The organism is Sphingomonas sp. S-NIH.Pt15_0812 (assembly GCF_003951315.1).
In the GTDB taxonomy this organism is placed as follows: domain Bacteria; phylum Pseudomonadota; class Alphaproteobacteria; order Sphingomonadales; family Sphingomonadaceae; genus Sphingomonas.
This window is the reverse complement of record NZ_QLJH01000009.1, coordinates 50,091-69,995: the sequence shown is the minus strand read 5'-3', so window position 1 is coordinate 69,995 and position 19,905 is coordinate 50,091. Positions and strand designations below refer to the sequence as shown.

The following is a 19,905-nucleotide window of genomic DNA, read 5'->3' as shown; positions in this document are numbered from 1 at the left end:
GGACGCGAGGGGCATATCGGTCGATCTAACGGTATCGGACCGGCACGATCACCCGCTGGATCTGCGATAAGGATCAAACGATGAAAGCTGCAATCGTTCTGGTTGCCGCGATGTTGGCGTCAGCAGCGCCACTCCCGGTAACCGCTCAGGCCTATTGGGCCGCGCCCGTTGCAGATAGTTTTCCAGCTGATCTCATGGCGGTTCAGTCGCCATGGTCAAGGCCGGACATCGATCTAAGTCATCAGGACCGGATTTACGTGTCCGATCCGACATCGACGAACATTGCCGTCATCGATCCTGCCGCGGGCAGTGAATTGGGCTCGATCGACCTTTCGAAGGGCGCAATTGTCAAAACACCCTTTCTCAGCCTGAACGTCCCACGGATGGCTGCGACGCGTGACGGGCGGACGTTGGCCATATCGACATCAGCGACGAGAGGCGTTACGTTTGTGGATCTGGCTACTAACACGAAACGCGGCCGGGTCGCGTTCAAGAGTTCGCCGACCGCCGTCGCGTTTACACCCAACGGGCACGAACTCTGGGTTTCGCTCGGCGATGAAAATGCCATCGCGATCGTAGACCCTAAAATTGCGCGAGAGATCACTCGTATTCCAGCGAACGGCGGAGCGGGCGCTACCATCCTGTCGCCTAGCGGACGCTATGCCTTTGTGTCGCTCACTAAAATGCCGTCCATCATGGTCATCGACGTGGCGCATCGGCGCATCGTCGGAAATGTTGCCAGCATCGGCGATGGAGAGGGAGCAATCGCAGTGTCGCCAGACGGTAAACAGATCTGGGCGACACGCCGCGACAGCGGCACGACCACGGTTTTTGCTGCCAAGCCGCCGTTTGCGGTGCGCGAGGCGATAAAAACTGGCCCGGCGGCAGGCGCCCTCAACTTCGCCCAGCGCGCGGATGATTCTTTTGCGTATGTCGGCGTTGGTGGCGATGTACCTGCGATCAAGGTCTATAGAACCGATAGCCTGGAGGCTGTGACGACCGTCCCGCTGCAAGCACCTCCAACTGCGGTTTGGCCCTCTGGCGATGGTACGAGGATCTATGTTAGCCTAGCCGGAACTGACAAGCTCGCGACGATCGACACGCTTACGTACACCATGGCGTCGGAGATTCCGATCAGTACCGATGCTCAAAGCCTTATCTATGTTCCTGGTGCCGTCCGATCGGGTAAAGGTCTGGCCAATCTTGCCCCATTCGTACGCGATGAAGGGCGTACCTTATCAGTGCGTTAATCATTTTCAACGTCTTTCACTCTTCAAGAAATATTTTCCATAAGGACTAATCTTCGGATAAGTTGTCCTCAGTAGTGCCGTGGTGCGATTTGTTATTTGCTGATCTGCCGGGGCGCACCCGGTGATGTTTCAGGTCAGAATAGTCTATACTCTATGAACTGCTTGCCGTGCCGTAGGTGCTGGGCCAAATACGCCGGGTGGTAATGGATTTTGAGGATTGCCCATTATCGCTGGTGGTAGATATAATTATCGCCGGTGATGCCATTATGACTTTGAAGGACATCAGTGCGGTTCTACCATCATAACCAGCCGCGTCCTTAACGTCGACAGTCATAAATCTCCTTTTCAGATTGGATTGAAAAGTAAGATCAGTTGGACTGATGTGAGACGTTCAACCATCTTCTCATCGCGATGTCGCGCATCTCGCGCCCCGCCGAGAATGGAGTTCGAACGATGGCAACGCTGCCCCGACAGGTCGACCATGATGTGTCCGCCGATGACCTGATCCCGCGTCCGATGCTGACGCTGGTGCATGACGTCGACGACTACGATGCGATTGAGCGCACCGCGCCCGGCGTCGCCTCGCGCGGCGTTCACCCCGGCGCACTGCTCGGCTTGGTCGGTATCTACGCGACGATGCTCACCAGCTTCTGGACCTTCTTTGCCCGCGACACGTCGGCCGGACTGGTGATGACGATGGTGACGGTGCTGATGATCGTCTATTTCGGGCTGATCGTCGGCGGCATCCTGGCGGCTGACGCCGCCATGCCGGGGGAGCGCCAGCGCAGCTTTCGTGAATTCCTGGCCGGTCCGGTCGAAACACTGAACGACGTCGTCACCGGGCGACAGGCGGTGATCCAGATGCTGTTTCTGCCGGCCTGCATGGCGGTGCTGGCTGCGGTCATCGGGATCATCGCCCGCGTGTCGCAAATGGGGTAGGGTGATCGCACAGCGTCTGCGGAGCCGTCCGCAGGCTGCCGCAAACGGCGGAGATTGGTCGGAGCGGGCACCCTCCTGTGACGGGATGAGCCTGAAGGTAGTGGGTAAGATGCGGGAACAGCTCGACCCGTGATCTTGGCCCGCGCCCAATTCGCGTCCACGGAGGTGTTACATTTCATTTTTACGAATTTCTCGACATGATTCGTCCGCTACATGCTCGTCCCCAACACGCTTAGCTTCTGACCGGTCTACGAGTTTATCGCGATCTACTCAGTTATCGCATGAAGATATTTGCAGTTGCCTTCGGCATTGATGTCGTATTGGGCAACGCTATATCTTACCAGTTCGGCACAAATTAATCGGTGTTTTCGGCCAAGGCTGGGTCGGTGATCGGGCCCACCATGGCCTATGCGGTGCTGACCGCTTTTTTCCCTCAAAGTTCCCTTCCCCAGCGTCATGCAATTCGGGATGTGCGAGGTCGGACTATGTCGCCGCCTCGCTTATAGTGGATGCCGTCGGCGCCTTGCATCTGCTGCGCGTTGCTGAAGCGCTACGGTGGTGGCCGATGGTTTCCAGCTTAGAACTTCAACGGTCACCGTAACCGATCTCGATCCGTGATCTAAACCATCAAATCAAACGGTTGGATTGATTTAAACCGTCGGGGCATCCCCGTGTCATGGTTTCAACCTCCTCCGCCGTGACCGTGCAGCTCTCCGTGGCCGATGTGAAAACCCGGCTCGGCAATGGCGCTCCCGGAGCATCAAGGATCCCTCCAATGAAAAAGCTTTTGCGTAGCCTGCCCATGGCGGCTGTCTTGGCCATGGCATCGCCGGCGATGGCGCAGCAGGCCCCGCAATGCGGGACAAGCGGCGTTGCACTGCAGCTGCTTGGTTCGGGCGGACCGATCTCCGACGATGCCCGCGCATCGTCCGGGGCAATTATCTGGATCAATGGCAAGGCTCGCATCCTGATCGATGCCGGCGGCGGCACGTACCTGCGCTACGGCCAGTCGGGTGCTCGGCTTGAGGACCTCGATTTCATCGGCATCTCGCATTTCCACACGGATCACAGCGCCGATCTGCCCGCGATCTTGAAGGGCGGCTATTTCCTCGCCAACAGCCATGCGGTGAGGCTGGTCGGCCCGACGGGCAATACCAACTTTCCCAGCATGACCGGGTTCTTCCAGCGCGAGTTCGGCAAAGGGCGGGGATCGTTCGCCTACCTGTCTGGTCTGTCCTCGGCCAGTGAAGGATTGAAGCTCGACGTTCACGCTTTCGACGTCAATGTCGCCAAACCAACGCCGACCCTGGTGTGGCGCGGTGACGGCGTGACCATCACCGCGCTCGGTATCCCGCATGGCGATGTGCCCGCCCTCGCCTTTCGCATCGAAACGCCCAAGGGCGTGATCGTGCTGTCCGCCGACCAGAACGGCAGCCGGCGTGAGTTCCTGGACTTCGCGCGTGGCGCCGACATCCTGACGATGCCGGCGGCGATCGACGACGATGCCGACACCGCCTCGCGCTTCCTGCACGCCCCGCCGACCGTGGTGGGCAAGATCGCGGCGGCAACGCACCCCAGGATGCTGGTGCTGGACCACTTCATGGGCCGGTCGCTGCGCGACAAGGATCACAACATCCAGATCATCCGCGGCTTCTACCACGGCCCGGTCGCCGCGGGACGCGACCTGTCCTGTTTCCCCTTGTCCCGCTGACCCCAAGGAGTTGTTGTCATGAAGCGTGAACTGATTCTCGGCATCGCCGTCACCTCGCTGGCCGCCAGCGCGGCGCAGGCGGCAGAGGCCGCACCCGCCGCGACCACCACCGCCAGCCCGGCGGCGCACGGCGGCGGCAAATGCGCCAGCGGCAAGTGCGGCACGGAAAAAATCTATGCCCAGACCAAGCTGAAGCAGGACCCCAGCGGCCAGTTGGTCCGCGCCCGCGACGGCCAGTGCGGCCTGAGCGGCAAGGGATACAAGGTCGCGCAGACCAGCCAGGACCGGCTGGCCGAGGGCGTATGCGGCCGCTGAGAGCCACCGCCCGCGGCGTGGGCCTTCGTCCGGAACTGGTCGCGCCCTTGTGCGACCAGCCCCGGCGGGGCGACATCGATTTCCTCGAGATCGCGCCGGAAAATTGGCTCGGGCTCGGCGGACGTAAGCGCGACCAGCTCGACCGCCTCGCGGACATCTACCGGCTGGTAGCGCACGGGCTGAGCCTGTCGATCGCCGATCCGCAACCGCTGAACCGGAAATTCCTGGCCGATGTCCGGCGTTTTCTCGACGATTACGGTATCGACCTGTACAGCGATCACCTCAGCTTGTCGCGCGACGAGACCGGCTATCTCTACGACCTGCTGCCGGTGCCCCGGCGAGCGTCCAACCTCGATTATCTGGCCGATCGCATCGACCAGGTGCAGGAGGCGACCGGGCGCCGACTCGTGCTGGAGAACATCTCTTATTACCATGGCTTCCCGGACCAGATGCCGGAGGCCGAGTTCATCTCGGCGCTGGTCGAGCGGTCGGGTTGCGGTCTCCTGCTGGACATCAACAACGCTTATGTGAACGCGCACAACCATCACGAGGATGCACTGGCGTTCGTCACCGCGCTGCCGTCCGACGCGATCGCTTATTACCATATCGCCGGCCATCTGGAACTGGAGGACGGCACGCTGCTCGACACGCATGGCACGCCGGTCGCCGAGGCGGTGATCGCGCTCGGCCGGTCGGTGTGGCAGTGCCACGGGGCACGACCGCTGCTGCTAGAGCGCGACAATTTCGTGCCCTCGCTCGACGAGCTGGCTGGGGAGGTGGCGGCGGTGCAGGCGGCCATGGCGGAGCCGGCCCATGCGCTCGCCTGACGCGGCTGCGCCCGCCCGGCTGCGCGAGGAGGTGGCGGGCCTTGCGGGCCAGGCGCGGCGCGATCCCAGCGATCTGTACGGGCAACTGCTCCGCGAGAATGTCGCCGGAGCCATCCGCAGCAGTTTTCCTGCCGTGGCGCGCATGGCAGGCGAGGCCGTGGTGGTCAGGGCGGCGGATGCATTCGTCGCCGCACATCCCGCCAGCCGGCCGCAATTCCACCAGATCGCCACGGAATTCGTGCTGTTCGTCCAAGGGCAGCCGGTGCTGCCGTCTGCGCTGATGCCCATCATCGAATATGAATGGGTGTTGCTCCAAGTGGAGATCGACCCGGCGGCGCTGTCGGACGATGCCGCCGGGAGCACCGATGCGGCTGGGCCGGTCACGGCCAATCCTACGCTGCGCGTGGTCATGCTGCCGTTCGATCCCGCGCTCATCGATGCGAACGACAGCCTCAAACCCGCGCCACCGCGTCCGCACGGGGTGTACCGGACGCGCGAGCATCATGTCCTCACCCGCCCGCTGACCGTCAGCGACTGCCTGCTGCTGGACCGCCTGGAGCAGGAAGAGGCGATGACATCGCGAGGACTGGCCGAAGCCGTCGAACCATCCCTCTTACCGCTGGTACCCGACTGGATCGGGCAAGGCCTTGCCAAACAGCTTCTCGTTTTTGCCGATCAGAAGGACACTTCCCGATGATGATCTTCCGCTGGCTGAATACCGCGTTCCGTCGCGTCCAGCTCCTCGACTTCCTGCCGCTGCTTGCGATCCGTCTCTATCTGATCCCGATTTTCTATGAAGGGGCCCATGCCAAACTGACGGGCTTCTCCGCGCTAGTACAATGGTTTGGTGCACCCGCGGCACAGGGCGGGCTCAACATGCCCGCCCCGTTGCTTATGGCGACACTGGCCACCGCAACCGAAACAGCGGGCTGCATCTGCCTCGCGCTTGGCCTTTTCACGCGGTTGATCTCGATCCCGCTGATGGTAACCATGACGGTCGCCGGTCTGTCGGTCCACTGGTCGCATGGATGGGCCGCGATCGCGGGCAAGACGGCGGAATCGACCCTTCGCTTCCAGGGTTTCATGGAATGGCTGGCGCAGAACTTCCCCGGTCGGTTCAACTACATCACTCAGCTGGGCGATCCAATTATTCTGAACAATGGGATCGAATTCACCGTCACCTATGTCATCATGCTGGCGGTGCTGCTGTTCTATGGCGGCGGACGCTTCTTCAGCATCGACTATTGGCTGGCGCACAAGCAGCCGCGGCTGCTTGGTTGGCTGACGCCTGAATGCGGCGATGCGGCGCTTGTACGCCCAACCGGTTCGCCGCTGCTGACATAATCGACGGGGTTTCCTGGACCAACAATCAAGGCGGCCGAACAATCGTCTACGCAGATTGACACGCCTACTTTCGAGACGAGACACCCTAACGGTGAAGAGCGGGCTGCAATACGATCTCCGCTCTTCCCCCTTCTTCCTTGTCAGGCTTCATTCAAGGATTTCAATATGTCAGCCAAGACTCCCGTCCGGATTGCCGTTAGCGGCGCCGCTGGTCAAATCTGTTACGCTCTCCTGTTTCGGATCGCACGCGGCGACCTCCTCGGTCCCGATCAACCCGTCCGGCTTCAGCTCCTCGACCTCGAGCAAGCTCTCCCGGCGGTCTGGGGCGTTGTGATGGAGCTTGAGGACTGCGCGTTCCCACTGCTCGACAGCGTCGACGTCACAGCCGATCCGCACGTCGCATTCGCCGACATCGATGCTGCGTTCCTGGTTGGATCCCGACCCCGCTCGAAGGGTATGGAGCGCCGCGACCTGCTCGCCGCCAATGCTGCCATTTTCCGCACGCAAGGCCATGCTTTGGATCGTGCGGCAAAGCGTGAGGCGAAGGTGCTGGTCGTCGGCAACCCGGCTAACACCAACGCCTGGGTTCTGGCCGAACATGCTCCAGGCTTTGCCCGCGACAACATCACGTCGATGATCCGGCTCGACCACAATCGCGCTGCCAGTCAATTGGCGGCACAGGCAAACGTCAACGTGGGCGAGATCGAGCAGCTCGCGGTCTGGGGCAACCATTCGCCGACCATGTATGCTGACTGGACGAATGCGATGGTTCGCGCGGAGCCATTACCTCGTATTATCGGCGACCCAGAATGGTGTACCGATACGATGATCCCCCAAGTGGCGCAGCGTGGCACCGCGATCATCGAGGCGCGCGGCGCATCCTCGGCCGCGTCTGCCGCCAACGCGGCGCTCGATCATATGCGTGACTGGCTGCTGGGCTCGGACGGACGCTGGGTTTCGATGGGCCTGTCTTCGACCGGCGAATACGATATTCCGCAGGGGCTGATGTGCGGCGTGCCAGCGATCTGCTCACCCGGATCGGTCGAGCGCGTATCAGGGCTGCGGCTCGACGATTTCCAGCACATCATGATCCAACGTAGCGTTGCTGAACTCGTGCAGGAACGCGATGCGGTGTCACTGTTGCTCAAGCAATAACGACGTTTTTGTCATGCAGGAGTGAGGCATCATGCAAGATATCAAGGACGAACAAACCTATCTCGCGCGGCGCGAACGCGCGGAGCGAACGCTGGCTATGTCCTCCGTTCACGAATGTGCACGGGCAGCGCGCCTTCGGTTGGCTGCCCTTTACTCGGCCAAGCGCGCCTCGCTTTTCAATGATGGTGGGAGCATGACGAACAACCTGCCGTCCGACGATCCGCTTTCACGGCGATCAGATCAAATCGAGATTATCCGAGCCCCCGCCTGATACGGTCCGTACGACGTCCTTGTTCGCCCTCACGCGCTACGATCGTGTCGATTTGCGAGCAACCCCCGGACGGTTGAGATCGTTCTTTTTCATCCAGCTACTTGAGGTGCTTCATGACCGACGTACGCAAGACCGAATTCGGTAACGGCGGCGAGCCGCACCAGCAGCCGCTCGGCGAGGATGACGTGTTGACCACCAATCACGGCGTTCCCGTCAGCGATAATCAGAACAGCCTGAAGTCTGGAAAGCGGGGTCCGACGCTGCTCGAGGATTTCGTGCTGCGTGAAAAAATCTTCCATTTCGATCACGAGCGTATACCGGAACGAATTGTTCATGCGCGCGGATCCGGCGCCCACGGCGTATTCGAAGCGACGGACGACATCAGCGATCTGTCACGGGCTGCGGTATTTACCAAGGGCGAGAAGACCGAGGTGTTCGTCCGCTTCTCGACGGTGACGGGCGGAGCCGGTTCGGTGGACACGCCGCGCGACGTTCGCGGCTTTGCGGTCAAGTTCTACACCCGCGAAGGCAATTGGGACCTCGTCGGCAACAATATCCCAGTGTTCTTCATCCAGGACGCCATCAAGTTCCCCGACCTGATCCATTCCGTGAAGATGGAAGCCGATCGCGCCTATCCGCAGGCGGCGACTGCTCACGACACCTTCTGGGATTGGGCGTCGCTGATGCCCGAGACGACCCACATGCTGATGTGGGCAATGTCGGATCGCGTACTGCCGCGTTCGTTCCGCATGATGGAGGGGTTCGGCGTCCATACCTTCCGGCTCGTCAACGCGGAAGGAAGATCGAGCTTCGTCAAGTTCCACTGGAAGCCACGGCTGGGCCTTCAATCGACGATCTGGGATGAGGCAAACAAGCTCCAGGCCGCTGACAATGATTATCAGCGGCGCGACCTGTGGGAGGCAATCGATACGGGCGCTTTTCCGCAATGGGATCTCGGCATCCAGGTGTTCGATCAGGCGTTCGCCGAGGCTCAGCCCTATGACGTGCTGGATGCGACCAAGCTGATACCTGAGGAGGACGTTCCCGTCCGGGTCATCGGTACGCTGACCCTGAATCGCAATCCCGACAATTTCTTTGCGGAGACCGAGCAGGTTGCATTCCTGCCGACGAACATCGTGCCGGGGATCGATTTCACCAACGATCCGCTGCTGCAGGGGCGTCTGTTCAGTTACCTGGATACGCAGAAGTCACGGCTCGGCACGACTAACTTCCATCAGATCCCGATCAATGCGCCGCGGTGTCCCTTTGCCAACTTCCAGCGCGATGGCCTGATGCAGACGCGGGTGCCGAAGGGACGTGCGAATTACGAACCGAACAGTCTGGCGGAGCATGGCGAGGAAGGTGGCCCGCGCGCGAGCATGGAGCGCGGGTTCGTCACGACCAACGCGGCGACCGGCGCGGACGAGGAGGGCGACAAGCTGCGGGTTCGCACCGAGCTGTTCGCCGACCACTATAGCCAGGCCCGGCTGTTCTATCGTTCGCAAACAGAAAGCGAGCAGGCGCATATCGCGTCGGCCTATGTTTTCGAGCTGTCGAAGGTGGGGCTGCTCGACAAGGTGCCTGCGCGCATGGTCGCCAATCTGCGCAACGTCGACGAGGACCTGGCACGCCGGGTCGCCGATGGGCTCGGGATCGATCTTCCCGAGGCCACGCCGGCTGCCCGGCCGACGATCGACATGCCGCCTTCGGATGCACTGTCGATCCACAAGAACATGAAGCCTGTTCTTGAAGGTCGCGCCGTCGGCATTCTCATCGCCGATGGTACGAACGCCGAAGGGTTGGCGAAGCTCGTCGCGGCGATCGAGGCCGAGAAGAGCAAGGCGGTGATCGTCGCGCCAAAGATCGGCATCACTTTGTCTGACGGCAGTAAGCGCAAGGCGGATGGGCAGCTGGCTGGTACCCCAAGCCAGATCTTCGATGCTGTCGCGATCCTGGTGAACGAGGAGGGATGCGCTTCACTCTTGAAGCAGGGGCCGGCCATTCAGTTCGTCATGGATGCCTTCGGGCATCTCAAGGCGATCGGTATGACCGAAGCGACGAAGCCGTTGCTCGAGAAAGCCGGCGTCGAGCCGGACGATGGCGTGGTCGACGTCGATCACGATTTTCTGGAAGCTGCAGCAAAGCGCTTCTACAAGCGTGAGTCCGACGTGCGTCTTCTCGCCTGACTGCTTTACGGCCCTACGTCTCATGGCGTGGGGCCGTTTAGTTTAGGAATTGCGCCGCCCAATCATGTCGAACGACGTGCAGCCTAATGCCGTGTCCTCCAGTGCGATGCCGACAGCCGCTGCAAGAGCACCGCCAGCGCCTGCCCAATCCGCCATCGGTCAGTGGCCAGTTTCACGGAGACGTGCGCGGCACGCGAAGCGCTAATGTTACCCGGCGCCTTGGCATCGAGCGTGTCGGCTAAGCTGAACGAGCCTGCTACCCGACGTCCGGTAATGACGTCCAGCCAGGTTGGCCTATCGTCGCGGTTAACTGTTACTGAAGCGACTGCGAAGCGTGGGCCCTGCCGATCGACATCCATCGTACGGCGATTAAACCGTTCGTCCGGCGGTCCGTCGCTCTCGTCAGCGAGTGCGCCCGCGATGAGTTGACTGATGCCACGCTCGGCATTCGCCGCCGACTCCGGCAGGGTCGCCACATCGTACACCGCCGATGGCTTAACAGCCTCGATGCTAGGCTGGGACAGCGCCTCCGCTGCTTTGATGACGTATTCGCACTCCGGGACATCGACGAATATTCTGAGCTACTCCAGGGTCATGCGCATATATCGCGCGTCTTGATCAAGACGACTAACCGTTTGATGCGTTCGTTCCAATCTGCATATCGGAACGATCAACAATTCTTCATCTGCGATGACCTCCGATATTTGAAGCGATCCGCGCGCTTGCGGCGTTGGTTCGTCCATGACTGATATGATCGAGCGCAAATCCGATCCCTACAACGCCGAGCCGACGCCCGGCGCGCTGATCGAGCGGTTCCTGACGCCGCAGGCGCTGTTCTATGTGCGCAGCCATGGTGCGGTGCCTGATCTGCCTGCCGATCATCGGATCGAAGTGAGCGGGACGGGCATGGCGAGCCGCTCCTTCTCGGTGCAGGAGCTGAAGAGCACGTTTGCCACGCGCACGGTGACGGCAGTTCTCCAGTGCGCCGGCAACCGGCGCACGGATCTCCAGCAGGTCGCCAAAACGTCCGGCGACCCGTGGGACGTTGGCGCGATCGGCAATGCGGAGTGGACCGGCGTACGACTGTCCGACGTGCTGGATGCCGTCGGTGCGCCGGATGCGTCCGACCTGTTCGTGGCGTTTACCGGCGCGGACGAGGTGGACGTGGAGGGCGAGGAAGCCTTGTTCGGGGTATCGATCGCCATGAGCAAGGCGCGGGAGCCCGACGTCCTCATCGCCTGGGCGATGAATGGCGAGCCGCTGACGCCCGAACACGGTGCCCCGCTCCGCATGGTGGTACCGGGCTATGCCGGCGTGCGCAGCGCCAAATGGCTGACACGGATCGAGGTGCGCGACGCACCCTCCGACGCACCGATCCAGTCGCACGACTACAAGCTCTTTCCCGCCGATGTGACGAGCGACACCGTCGACTGGAGCCAGGGTCTGACCATCAATGCCATGCCGCTCAACGCCGCGATCTGCTCGCCAGCCTCGGGTGATGCTCTGTCGGCCGGGGAGGTGCGGATCGAGGGTTACGCCATCGCCTATGAGCGCCGCGTCTCGCGCGTCGAGGTGTCGGTAAACGGTGGTCGCGACTGGCAACAGGCGACGTTTGCCGATGATCCGGAGACGCACTGGGGTTGGCGGCGCTGGACCCTCGACGCCACGCTCGCGAAGGGGCGCCAGCACCTTGTCGTGCGCGCCTTTGACGGGGCTGGACAGGGTCAGCCCGAACGACCGGACACGATGTGGAACTTCGCCGGCTATCTGTGCACCGCCTGGCATCACGTGCACGTGCTGGTCGAATGATCGAAGCGTCAGCGGCATCGGACATCGGCTTCTGGATCGACGCGATCGGGCGGCTGGTGGTGGCGACTGCGGCCGGGATGGTGCTCGGCTGGGAACGCTCGCGCGAGAACCGGCAGATCATGGGCTTGCGAACGCTGGGTCTGGTCGGTCTGGCGAGCTGCATCGCCGTGCAGGCGATCGTGCATAGTGGCTTGCCGAACGTGAACGCCGATGCCGCAGGACGGGCGATGCAGGGCATTCTGTCCGGCGTCGGCTTCATCGGTGCCGGTGCGGTGCTGCGGGTCGGCCAGGGTCAGGAAGTGCATGGTTTGGCGACCGCCGCGTGCATCTGGGTCACCGCCACGATCGGCGCGGCAGCGGGATTGGCAGTGTGGCCGCTCATCGTCGGCGGGGTGAGCCTCGCAATGCTCGTCCTGTTCGTCGGAGCGCCGCTGGAACGCCGCATACGCGAGCGCGCCAGGCTGACGCCGGCCGAGGCCGACAGGAAGGATGCCGAGCGCAAGCCGTGATCGCGCTGGCCAGCCCAGTGCCCGTCGGCGCAGGGAAGCGGCAAGGCGCTGTCAGGACACCAGCGCAGCATCGGCCTGCCGCCGGACTTCATCGGCAATCGGATGCAGCTCGGCCGCAGGCCGCTCGCCCACCACACTGTAGCCGATCCCGTCGACCGCCCATGTTACCCGGCCCATGGTCCCGCTGGACGTGCTGGTCATGCTCGCGGTCTTGTCGATCTGCATAGGCCTCGTCAGCACCGCAAGCTTCGACGCTTGCGGTCCATCATAGAGGAGCAGTGCCGCAGGGCCGTGAGGCGTCGCGACCAATCGCCCCCCGCCATAGCGATAGCCGGCTGTGCTGAGATCCGGGATGGTCACGCGCTCACCCAGTCGGGCGGAGGTCCACCGGATCAGCATGGCGCGCTGGTCGGGGCCAATTTCCGCCGGTCGGATCCGGTCGGCGGCATAGACACGGAAATTGTCACTCGCCTCGTTGGCCAGCGCCGCGATGCCCGCGCGAGGTTCGCCGCTCCAACGCGCGCTCGACCAGCCCCCGCCAAACCCGACCGCCAGGAGAAGCGACGCGGCGATGGCGAGTTGCCAACGCGGTTGGCGTTGCCGTCCCCTGATGGCTGCGACGCGCATCGTCGCCGGAATAGGTTCATCCGCGATGGGAGCGAACAGCGATGCAAGGGCTCGCGCCTGCTCCGCCTGCTCCCGCAAACGGGCATGCAGGTCCGGCTGGCCTTCAAGGTAGGCGTCGACCAGACGCTGCCGCTCGGGCAACAGTCTGCCATCGATCCACGCGGCCAGATCGTCCTCGCCGATCGGGCTAGTCATTGCACGCTCCTCAATCGCGGACGTTCACCCTCCCGGAGGAGCGTCGCCAGACGGTCGCGCCCCCGCGATATGCGCGACATCACCGTGCCCAGCGGCACGCCGACGACGGCCGCGACCTCCGCATAGGGCAGGCCCTCGACCGAGACGAGGAGCAGCACCGTTCGCTGTTCCTCAGGCAACGCATCAAGCGCGCCCAGCAGGTCGCGGTGGTGCAGGCCTGTATCCTGATCGGCCGGGCGGCCGAGCGCAGCGTCGTCCACAAGGTGGAGCGGAACCGCCGTGCCTCGCCGGTTATGCTGCCGCTGATGGTCGACCAACAGGTTGTGCAGGATCGTATAGACCCACGGGCGCACCTCCACCCCGCGTCGCTGTCGCCAGCGCCCGACTACGCGCTCAAGGCAATCCTGCACCGCGTCATCCGCCATCGCCCGATCGCGCAACCACGACCGGGCATAGCGGCGCAAACCGGGGATCAGGGGCTCGATCGCGGCAGCAAGCGGGTCCATCTCAGTCGCGCTGCACCTGCACGATGCGGCCCGGTGCGCCATTCACTACCTCGGCGACCGCCAGAAAACGCCGGGGTGCCGCGGTGCTGCCTTGCACGATCTGCCGGATCGGACCCGACGCATTCACGATCGCCGCACCTGCCGGGTTACTCATGAAGTTCGCAAGCGGCTCTACCGCGCCGCTGCCATCCGCGTTGGCGGTGAGCACGAGCATGTAAGACTTCTTCGGCTGCAAACCGGTCACGGCACTCTGCACGACCTGAATGATGCCCTGGTCGAATAAGGTAATGCTGCTTGCCGCACCATTGCCGCCAACCGGCCCCATGGTCAGATGCACCGCCTTGCCGGCCGTACCGAGCGGCTGGAGATTGTCGGTGCCGGGGCCTGTCGGAACTGCGTTCGACACATAGGCGATCGCCTGCGGTGCCTGTCCGACCGGCACGGTAGCGACGACCGTGTTGCCGGCAGTGTCGATCGCGGCCAGCTCATCGGAATTCTCTAGCCCGACATAAACGCGCCGGCCGTCGCCCGATGGCCAAACACCGTGCGGCATCTTGCCGACCGGAATTGTTGCCACCGGCGTGAAGTCGGACGTGCGGAACACCTTGACCACATTCTCTCCGCCGACCGTCACATACGCGAACTGCCCCTTGGCCGTGCGGGCGAAATTGACATGGTTCGTGATAGGCCCGGTATCCAGCACCTTCAGGATCGCGAAGGGTGGCCGAGCATCGAATGCGACCGTCTTGCCGATGTCCTTCAGCGTAAACCACACTTGCTTGCCGTCCGGCGTCGCGGCGATGTTGGGGCAGAAGGGGCTTGGCTGCGCCACCTGTCCGACCTGCGCGTGGGTCGCGACATCGAACACGGCCAGCACCGGATTGAACGAGGAACAGACATAGCCGTATCGGCCATCGGGCGAGAAGATCGTCATACCCGGACCACCGGGCGTCTTGATGCGGCCCGTCTCCTTGTACGTCGTAGGGTCGAGCACGGCGATATAGTCCTCGCCGCGGACGGTGACCCAGACCTCCTTGCCGTCCGGTGTGAAGAACGCCTCATGCGGACTGCGCCCGACATAGGTCGTGTGCTTGACGGTGTTGGTGGCGGTGTCGATCCACGACACGGCGTTCGATCCGATCGACACGACCGCGAGGGTCTTCCCGTCCGGTGAGAAGCCGAGGCCGTGAACCAACACTTGCCCCTTGTAGAGTGGCGAGAAGTTCATCGGCTGGGGATCGCCGAGTTTGATGACGCCGAGCAGCCGGTTGTCGGCCGGGTCCGTCACCGACACCGTGTTGGAGAATTGTTCGGATGCATAGACGCGGTCGCGGTGGCTGACAGGCACGTCCTTGGCGTTCCACGGCGCCTGCTGGGCCATGGCGAGGCCCGGTGCGGCGCTCATCAGCAAGGCGGCCGAGCGCATAAATGTCCGGATCATGTCAGTGCTCCATATGGCTGTGGTGGTCGCCGCCCTGCGTCGGGGCTGGCGTCGAAGGGGGTAGCGGCTGACCGATCGCCAACTTCATGGCGGCGATCTCCTGCTGCTGATCGATGATGATCTCCTGCGCAATGCGCTTGAGCTGCTCGTTATGGCCGTAGCGCAGCTCTGCCACCGCCATATCGATGGCGCCCTGGTGATGCGGAAGCATCATCGCGACGAAGTCGCGGTCGACGTCGCCGGACGGCTTGACCATCATGCCCGCCATCATCCGATCCATCGCGGCAGATACCATGCTGGCGTAGCCATCGGCGGGGGCGGCCGCGGCTGCGCCGGTGAGCAGGGCTAAAGCAGTCAGACCCAGCATCCAATCTCGTCTATGCATAAGCCTCCGGCGCATCAGTCTCGAAAGCGTAGACGATGCTCGTCGGGGCTTATTCCATGGGTGAGCCAATTATTGATCCTCAGCAAAACAATGGTCTTATCGTAACCCTGCGGTTGGTTGACCAAGTCGCCGTCGGACAGCATATGCTCGGGCACGGCGATGGATTTCCGCCGGGCTATTTGGCCGAACCGCCCTTGCAAGGGCCGATGATTCCTACCAGGCGCCGCAAGGCAGCAAGGAGGAATCGTGCGCGCGACGTTTCGCAATCTCTACGACCAGTTCAACATGGCAGCGTTCATTCGCGATCGCCGCACCCATGCCATGTCGGTGCTGCGGTGGACTTTGATTCTGGTCCCGATGGCCGCAACGGTGGGAACGCTCTGCGCGGCCTTCTTGTGGAGCCTCGATGCCGTAACCCGGCTTCGCTTTGCCTTTCCCTGGCTGCTCTACCTGCTGCCGATCGGCGGGTTCGTGGTCGGACTGCTCTACCACCTGACGGGGCGATCGGTCGAAGGCGGTAACAACCTTATCGTCGAGCAAATCCACGAGCCGGGGGGCGGTGTGCCGCTGCGCATGGCCCCGCTCATCTTCTTCGGCACGGTCGTGACACATCTGTTCGGAGGATCGGCGGGCCGTGAAGGCACCGCCGTGCAGTTGGGCGGCAGTCTTGCCAGCGGGCTTGGACGCGCGCTCAAGCTGGATGCGGAAGCGACGCGCATCCTGCTGATGACCGGCATCGCGGCGGGATTCGGCGCGGTCTTCGGTACGCCGATTGCGGGCGCGGTCTTTGCACTGGAGGTGCTGGCGATCGGTCGGGTCGAGTATCGCGCGCTGGTGCCATGCCTGGTCGCGGCGCTGGTCGGTGACTGGACCTGTCTTGCTTGGGGCATTCATCACGGCGTCTACCATGTCGATGCGATAATACCGGTCGACGCGTCGCTCGTCGCCAAAGTTAGCATTGCGGGCGTCGTATTCGGGTTGGTTGGGCTGGCCTTTGCAGAGGCCAACCATGCGCTCGGCGAATGGCTGAAGCGCGTGATACCCTATGGCCCACTACGGCCCGTTATCGGTGGTGTCGCCGTGATCGCGCTGGTCTGGCTGTTTGACACGCGAGAGTATCTTGGCCTGGGCACGCTGGCGGCAACGCCGGGCAACCTGACCATTGCCAGCTTTTTCGGCCCCGATACGCACCCGTGGAGCTGGGCACTGAAGCTGCTCTTTACCGTCGTCACCCTGAGCGGTGGCTTCAAGGGCGGAGAGGTGACGCCGCTGTTCTTCATTGGCGCGGCGCTCGGCAATGCGCTCGCGCCCATGTTCGGAGTGCCGACGGGGGTATTCGCAGCGATCGGCTTCGTCGCGCTGTTCGCGGGTGCAGCCAACACACCGCTTGCCTGCACCTTTATGGGAATCGAGCTGTTTGGCGCGACTTATGCCGTGCCGATCGCAGTCGCGTGCTTCGTCGCCTACCTCTGCTCAGGCCACAACGGCATCTACCTGTCGCAGCGCGTCGCTGTGCCAAAGGTACCTGCCGCACACCTCACACCCGACGCGACCCTGCGCGATGCCCGCACGCACCGCGCTTCTCACCGGCGCACGCGCGCCTGATCCTGTTTCCTGTCGAAAGCCCGTCATGCCCAACCGTTTCACCGTCCATCACCGCGACGTCGGGATGCTGCGCATCTATCTGAAGCCGTCCGACAAGATCGGCCCGCGTCGCTTCTGGGGGGCAAAGCCGCTCTATCGCGAGCTGATCCGCACCGCGAAGGCGGACGGCATCATCAACGCCGTCGCGCAAAATACCCATTACGGCTTCAGCAATCGCGGCCGGATCCGGGAAAATGGGTCGGAGATTGCCGATCCGCATCTGACGATCTGCGTCGAGCTGGTCGGCGATCGCGATCAGCTTGACCTATTCTGTCGTCGGCATGGTGATCTGCTTGGCAACAAGGTGATCGTCTACAAGCAACTGGAGCATTGGACGATCACACGCAAAACGGAGTGGAACATATCCTGATTGGCTTTTTCATGAACAATTCAATGAGGCGCGATTGCCAAATTCGAAGGTGTCATTTCACCCCAAGCGTACTGGCCACCAGCGGTGCATTCCCAAACTGCCCCGGTCGTGGCGGTTCCAAAGTTTAGTTAGTCGCTTATCCGAAAAATATTGGCTGATCTCCGCTATCATTACCCCCTTGGCTCAAAGTTCGCTGACTTGCGTTAGCGCCTGACGGGGTTGGAAATCAGCCAGCTCGAACAGGGGTAGCCTATATGGATCAAACCGTCTTCATGATCGGTTTCGCGGTCATGTCGCTCGCCTCACTGGCGATCTACGCAAAGGGGAGCAAGGCGCCCCATCACGTCACCACACGCTTCTTCACGCAGCCGTGCCTTTCATCGCAGCCACGGCCTATCTCGCTATGACTTTTGGTACCCTCAATTACCTGAAGACGGTCATGCCGATCTTCGTGGCTGCCGTGCTGCTTGCGGGCCTTCTTGCAGGACTGCTCCTGCAGTTCGACCCAAGCGGCGTGCGCAGCTGAGCGGCCCCCACCGGGTAGTCCGGGTTGATAGTTAGTGCATTGTGGTCTCCGCCGCCACGGTCGGTCGGAGGTGGAGCGAAGCGGAACCGGAGACCGACCGTGGCGGCGCGGCTGCTTCCGGGGCCGGCGGACGGTAGCCCAGACTGCTGTGCGGGCGGACGGTGTTGTAGTGGCGCCGCCATGCCTCGATCAGCACTCTGGCCTCGGCGAGGCTGTAGAAGATCTCGCCATTGAGCAGTTCGTAGAGCAGGGACCCGTTGAAGCTCTCGTTATAGCCGTTCTCCCATGGCGAACCGGGCGCGATGTAGAGCGTTTTCACGCCGATCTGCCCGAGCCATGCCTGGACCGCGGTGGCGATGAATTCGCTGCCGTTATCAGACCTGATATGGGCTGGCGGGCCCCGCTCGATGAACAGTTCTGCAAGTGCCGCCAGCACGTCTTCATGGTTGAGCCGGCGCGCAACCACCAGCGCCAGGCATTCCCGGCTGGCCTCGTCGATGAGGGTCAGGATGCGGAACTTGCGCCCGTCGTGGGTGCGCCCCTCGACGAAATCATAGGCCCAGACATGCCCCGGATATTCCGGTCGCAGCCTGATGCACGAACCGTCGTTCAGCCAAAGCCGCCCGCGTTTCGGCTGCTTCTGCGGGACCTTCAGTCCTTCCCGTCGCCAGATCCGCTCCACCCGCTTATGGTTCACCGACCAGCCAGCGGCATGCAGCAGCGCCGTCACTCGGCGATAGCCATAGCGACCATATTGCCTGGCCAAGGCGATGATATCCTCGGTCAGCGCCTCTTCGTCATCTGCCCCACACGGCACCTTGCGCTGTGTCGACCGGTGCTGCCCAAGCACGCGGCATACCCGTCGCTCGGATACATCCAGCACCTCTCGGACCTGGTCGATGCAGCGTCGGCGCCGTGCGGGGCTCAGAAGTTTCCCTTTGCTGCCTCCTGCAGGATCAGCTTGTCGAGCGTCAGATCCGAGATCGCACGACGCAGCCGGGCGTTCTCCTTCTCCAGATCCTTCATCCAACGCGCCTGATCCGTCTTCAGGCCGCCATATTCCTTGCGCCACCGATAGTAAGTCTGCTCGCTGACGGCGATCCGCCGGCAGGCCTCGGCGGTCGTGCCGCCCTGACCCAGCATGATCTCAACCTCGCGCAGCTTCCCGATGATTTCCTCGGGCTTGTGCTTCTTGGCAGGCATTCGTCGTCCCTTCCTTGGTCCAGACTGTCATAGTCGATGGACCACTCACAGGGGGGCAGCTCAAACAGGATACCCGACACGACCAGCAGCAGGTGCCGTTCGTGACTGGCAACAGGCCCCTGCGCGTTGAGGATACCGTGGTCGAGTGCCGCGCAGCCCGACAACACCGACAAGGCGAGGATCGCAAATCCCAGTCGAGCGAACCTCATCACGAACGGTGGATCGCGGCGCGTCGGTGTTCCCGATCGTTGCGTGAATAGTACAGCCACAAAGCCCTTTCGTTATCAGCCGACGGCACCAGAAACGCGACACCTCGCGAGGCATCAATGTCTGCTGGCGCTGCGATCCGTCGCATTTCCGATCGTGCTATGACGTGGCTGAGAGCGGGTGAAAAGGCTACTCAGTGGAGGCAGTTTGTGACGGTCGCCTACCAGACGCGGTACTGATAGCCTGGGTGCTCGATGGTCCTCTATAGTTCTAGAATCTAAAAGGACTGAGAGCAGATTCGGTGCTGTTTCGATAAAGTCAAATTTGCACGGAAAAGAGACCGGGGCTTTGTGGTGCCTTGAGGGCATACCCAAAAGGCACCGGGATCGGGTCAGCCAAGGCAGCAGTCTGCGGGAGGGGCGGGCAGGGGGGATCGTCAGATGGAGCTTTTGGCCAAGACCTATCGTGGCCATTCTGCCTTTCCC

Annotated in this window: 21 protein-coding genes and 1 riboswitch; of the genes, 15 read left to right on the top strand and 6 right to left on the bottom strand. The window is 62.4% G+C overall.

Annotation, left to right across the window (positions count from 1 at the left end):
• Positions 1 to 80 precede the first annotated feature (80 nt).
• The 10 genes from BRX43_RS08040 to BRX43_RS07995 all read left to right on the top strand — a co-directional run bounded on the left by BRX43_RS08040 (position 81) and on the right by BRX43_RS07995 (position 9,998).
• Positions 81 to 1,250: a hypothetical protein gene (locus BRX43_RS08040; RefSeq protein ID WP_125994336.1), complete on the top strand. Its 1,170-nt coding sequence runs from the start codon at positions 81 to 83 to the stop codon at positions 1,248 to 1,250.
• A 516-nt stretch (positions 1,251 to 1,766) separates the two neighbouring features.
• Positions 1,767 to 2,189: a hypothetical protein gene (locus BRX43_RS08035; protein ID WP_125994335.1), complete on the top strand. Its 423-nt coding sequence runs from the start codon at positions 1,767 to 1,769 to the stop codon at positions 2,187 to 2,189.
• Positions 2,190 to 2,886: 697 nt separating this feature from the next.
• Positions 2,887 to 3,900 carry an MBL fold metallo-hydrolase gene (locus BRX43_RS08030; protein ID WP_241214848.1) on the top strand — a complete coding sequence of 338 codons (1,014 nt, stop codon included), beginning with the start codon at positions 2,887 to 2,889 and terminating at the stop codon, positions 3,898 to 3,900.
• A gap of 18 nt (positions 3,901 to 3,918) precedes the next feature.
• Positions 3,919 to 4,215 carry a hypothetical protein gene (locus tag BRX43_RS08025; RefSeq protein WP_061781379.1) on the top strand — a complete coding sequence of 99 codons (297 nt, stop codon included), beginning with the start codon at positions 3,919 to 3,921 and terminating at the stop codon, positions 4,213 to 4,215.
• A gap of 17 nt (positions 4,216 to 4,232) precedes the next feature.
• A complete protein-coding gene (locus tag BRX43_RS08020) occupies positions 4,233 to 5,042 on the top strand; it encodes a DUF692 domain-containing protein (RefSeq protein ID WP_241214847.1) in 810 nt (269 codons plus the stop codon).
• Positions 5,029 to 5,739 (top strand): putative DNA-binding domain-containing protein, encoded by a 711-nt coding sequence (locus tag BRX43_RS08015; protein ID WP_125994333.1) that lies wholly within the window; start codon positions 5,029 to 5,031, stop codon positions 5,737 to 5,739. Before BRX43_RS08020 ends, BRX43_RS08015 begins: the two co-directional genes overlap by 14 nt.
• Positions 5,736 to 6,386, top strand: coding sequence for a DoxX family protein (locus tag BRX43_RS08010; RefSeq protein ID WP_082795162.1), 651 nt, complete (start codon positions 5,736 to 5,738; stop codon positions 6,384 to 6,386). The genes BRX43_RS08015 and BRX43_RS08010 overlap by 4 nt, the downstream gene beginning before the upstream one ends.
• 165 nt (positions 6,387 to 6,551) lie before the next feature.
• Positions 6,552 to 7,541, top strand: a complete 990-nt coding sequence (locus BRX43_RS08005) for a malate dehydrogenase (RefSeq protein ID WP_061781382.1) — start codon at positions 6,552 to 6,554, stop codon at positions 7,539 to 7,541.
• 31 nt (positions 7,542 to 7,572) lie between these two features.
• A complete protein-coding gene (locus BRX43_RS08000) occupies positions 7,573 to 7,812 on the top strand; it encodes a hypothetical protein (protein WP_125994332.1) in 240 nt (79 codons plus the stop codon).
• A 113-nt stretch (positions 7,813 to 7,925) separates the two neighbouring features.
• Positions 7,926 to 9,998 (top strand): catalase, encoded by a 2,073-nt coding sequence (locus BRX43_RS07995; RefSeq protein ID WP_125994331.1) that lies wholly within the window; start codon positions 7,926 to 7,928, stop codon positions 9,996 to 9,998.
• Between the two features lie 83 nt (positions 9,999 to 10,081).
• On the opposite strand, the gene BRX43_RS20520 is transcribed toward BRX43_RS07995, so the two are convergent.
• Complete coding sequence (locus BRX43_RS20520; protein ID WP_206433151.1) at positions 10,082 to 10,483, bottom strand: hypothetical protein; 402 nt, start codon at positions 10,481 to 10,483, stop codon at positions 10,082 to 10,084.
• Positions 10,484 to 10,739: 256 nt separating this feature from the next.
• Here BRX43_RS20520 and BRX43_RS07990 point away from each other — a divergent pair, with 256 nt between their 5' ends.
• Together BRX43_RS07990 and BRX43_RS07985 are read left to right on the top strand one after the other, a co-directional pair.
• On the top strand, positions 10,740 to 11,807 hold the full coding sequence (locus BRX43_RS07990; RefSeq protein WP_125994330.1) for a molybdopterin-dependent oxidoreductase: 1,068 nt from the start codon (positions 10,740 to 10,742) through the stop codon (positions 11,805 to 11,807).
• Positions 11,804 to 12,316, top strand: coding sequence for an MgtC/SapB family protein (locus tag BRX43_RS07985; RefSeq protein WP_125994329.1), 513 nt, complete (start codon positions 11,804 to 11,806; stop codon positions 12,314 to 12,316). The genes BRX43_RS07990 and BRX43_RS07985 overlap by 4 nt, the downstream gene beginning before the upstream one ends.
• Positions 12,317 to 12,367: 51 nt before the next feature.
• On the opposite strand, the gene BRX43_RS07980 is transcribed toward BRX43_RS07985, so the two are convergent.
• The 4 genes from BRX43_RS07980 to BRX43_RS07965 are packed head-to-tail and all read right to left on the bottom strand — an operon-like array spanning position 12,368 to position 15,452.
• Complete coding sequence (locus BRX43_RS07980; protein WP_125994328.1) at positions 12,368 to 13,138, bottom strand: anti-sigma factor; 771 nt, start codon at positions 13,136 to 13,138, stop codon at positions 12,368 to 12,370.
• A complete protein-coding gene (locus BRX43_RS07975) occupies positions 13,135 to 13,644 on the bottom strand; it encodes an RNA polymerase sigma factor (RefSeq protein WP_125994327.1) in 510 nt (169 codons plus the stop codon). Before BRX43_RS07975 ends, BRX43_RS07980 begins: the two co-directional genes overlap by 4 nt.
• 1 nt (position 13,645) lies before the next feature.
• The gene (locus tag BRX43_RS07970; RefSeq protein ID WP_125994326.1) at positions 13,646 to 15,085 is read right to left on the bottom strand and encodes a YncE family protein; all 1,440 of its coding nucleotides are present in this window, start codon (positions 15,083 to 15,085) and stop codon (positions 13,646 to 13,648) included.
• 1 nt (position 15,086) lies between these two features.
• The gene (locus tag BRX43_RS07965) at positions 15,087 to 15,452 is read right to left on the bottom strand and encodes a DUF305 domain-containing protein (protein ID WP_078462353.1); all 366 of its coding nucleotides are present in this window, start codon (positions 15,450 to 15,452) and stop codon (positions 15,087 to 15,089) included.
• 164 nt (positions 15,453 to 15,616) lie between these two features.
• A riboswitch (Fluoride riboswitch) is annotated at positions 15,617 to 15,693 on the top strand.
• 23 nt (positions 15,694 to 15,716) lie between these two features.
• On the opposite strand from BRX43_RS07965, the gene BRX43_RS07960 reads away from it, so the two are divergent.
• The 3 genes from BRX43_RS07960 to BRX43_RS20515 all read left to right on the top strand — a co-directional run bounded on the left by BRX43_RS07960 (position 15,717) and on the right by BRX43_RS20515 (position 18,010).
• Positions 15,717 to 17,075 (top strand): voltage-gated chloride channel family protein, encoded by a 1,359-nt coding sequence (locus tag BRX43_RS07960; protein ID WP_125994324.1) that lies wholly within the window; start codon positions 15,717 to 15,719, stop codon positions 17,073 to 17,075.
• Positions 17,032 to 17,484: a DUF190 domain-containing protein gene (locus BRX43_RS07955; RefSeq protein ID WP_241214846.1), complete on the top strand. Its 453-nt coding sequence runs from the start codon at positions 17,032 to 17,034 to the stop codon at positions 17,482 to 17,484. The genes BRX43_RS07960 and BRX43_RS07955 overlap by 44 nt, the downstream gene beginning before the upstream one ends.
• A gap of 370 nt (positions 17,485 to 17,854) precedes the next feature.
• A complete protein-coding gene (locus tag BRX43_RS20515; protein WP_206433159.1) occupies positions 17,855 to 18,010 on the top strand; it encodes a hypothetical protein in 156 nt (51 codons plus the stop codon).
• A 31-nt stretch (positions 18,011 to 18,041) separates the two neighbouring features.
• On the opposite strand, the gene BRX43_RS07950 is transcribed toward BRX43_RS20515, so the two are convergent.
• Positions 18,042 to 19,213 (bottom strand): IS3 family transposase gene (locus BRX43_RS07950; protein WP_125994323.1). Its coding sequence is split into 2 segments (ribosomal slippage): positions 18,042 to 18,949 and positions 18,949 to 19,213, totalling 1,173 coding nucleotides; the frame shifts between segments, so codons are not numbered across the junction.
• Positions 19,214 to 19,905 lie beyond the last annotated feature (692 nt).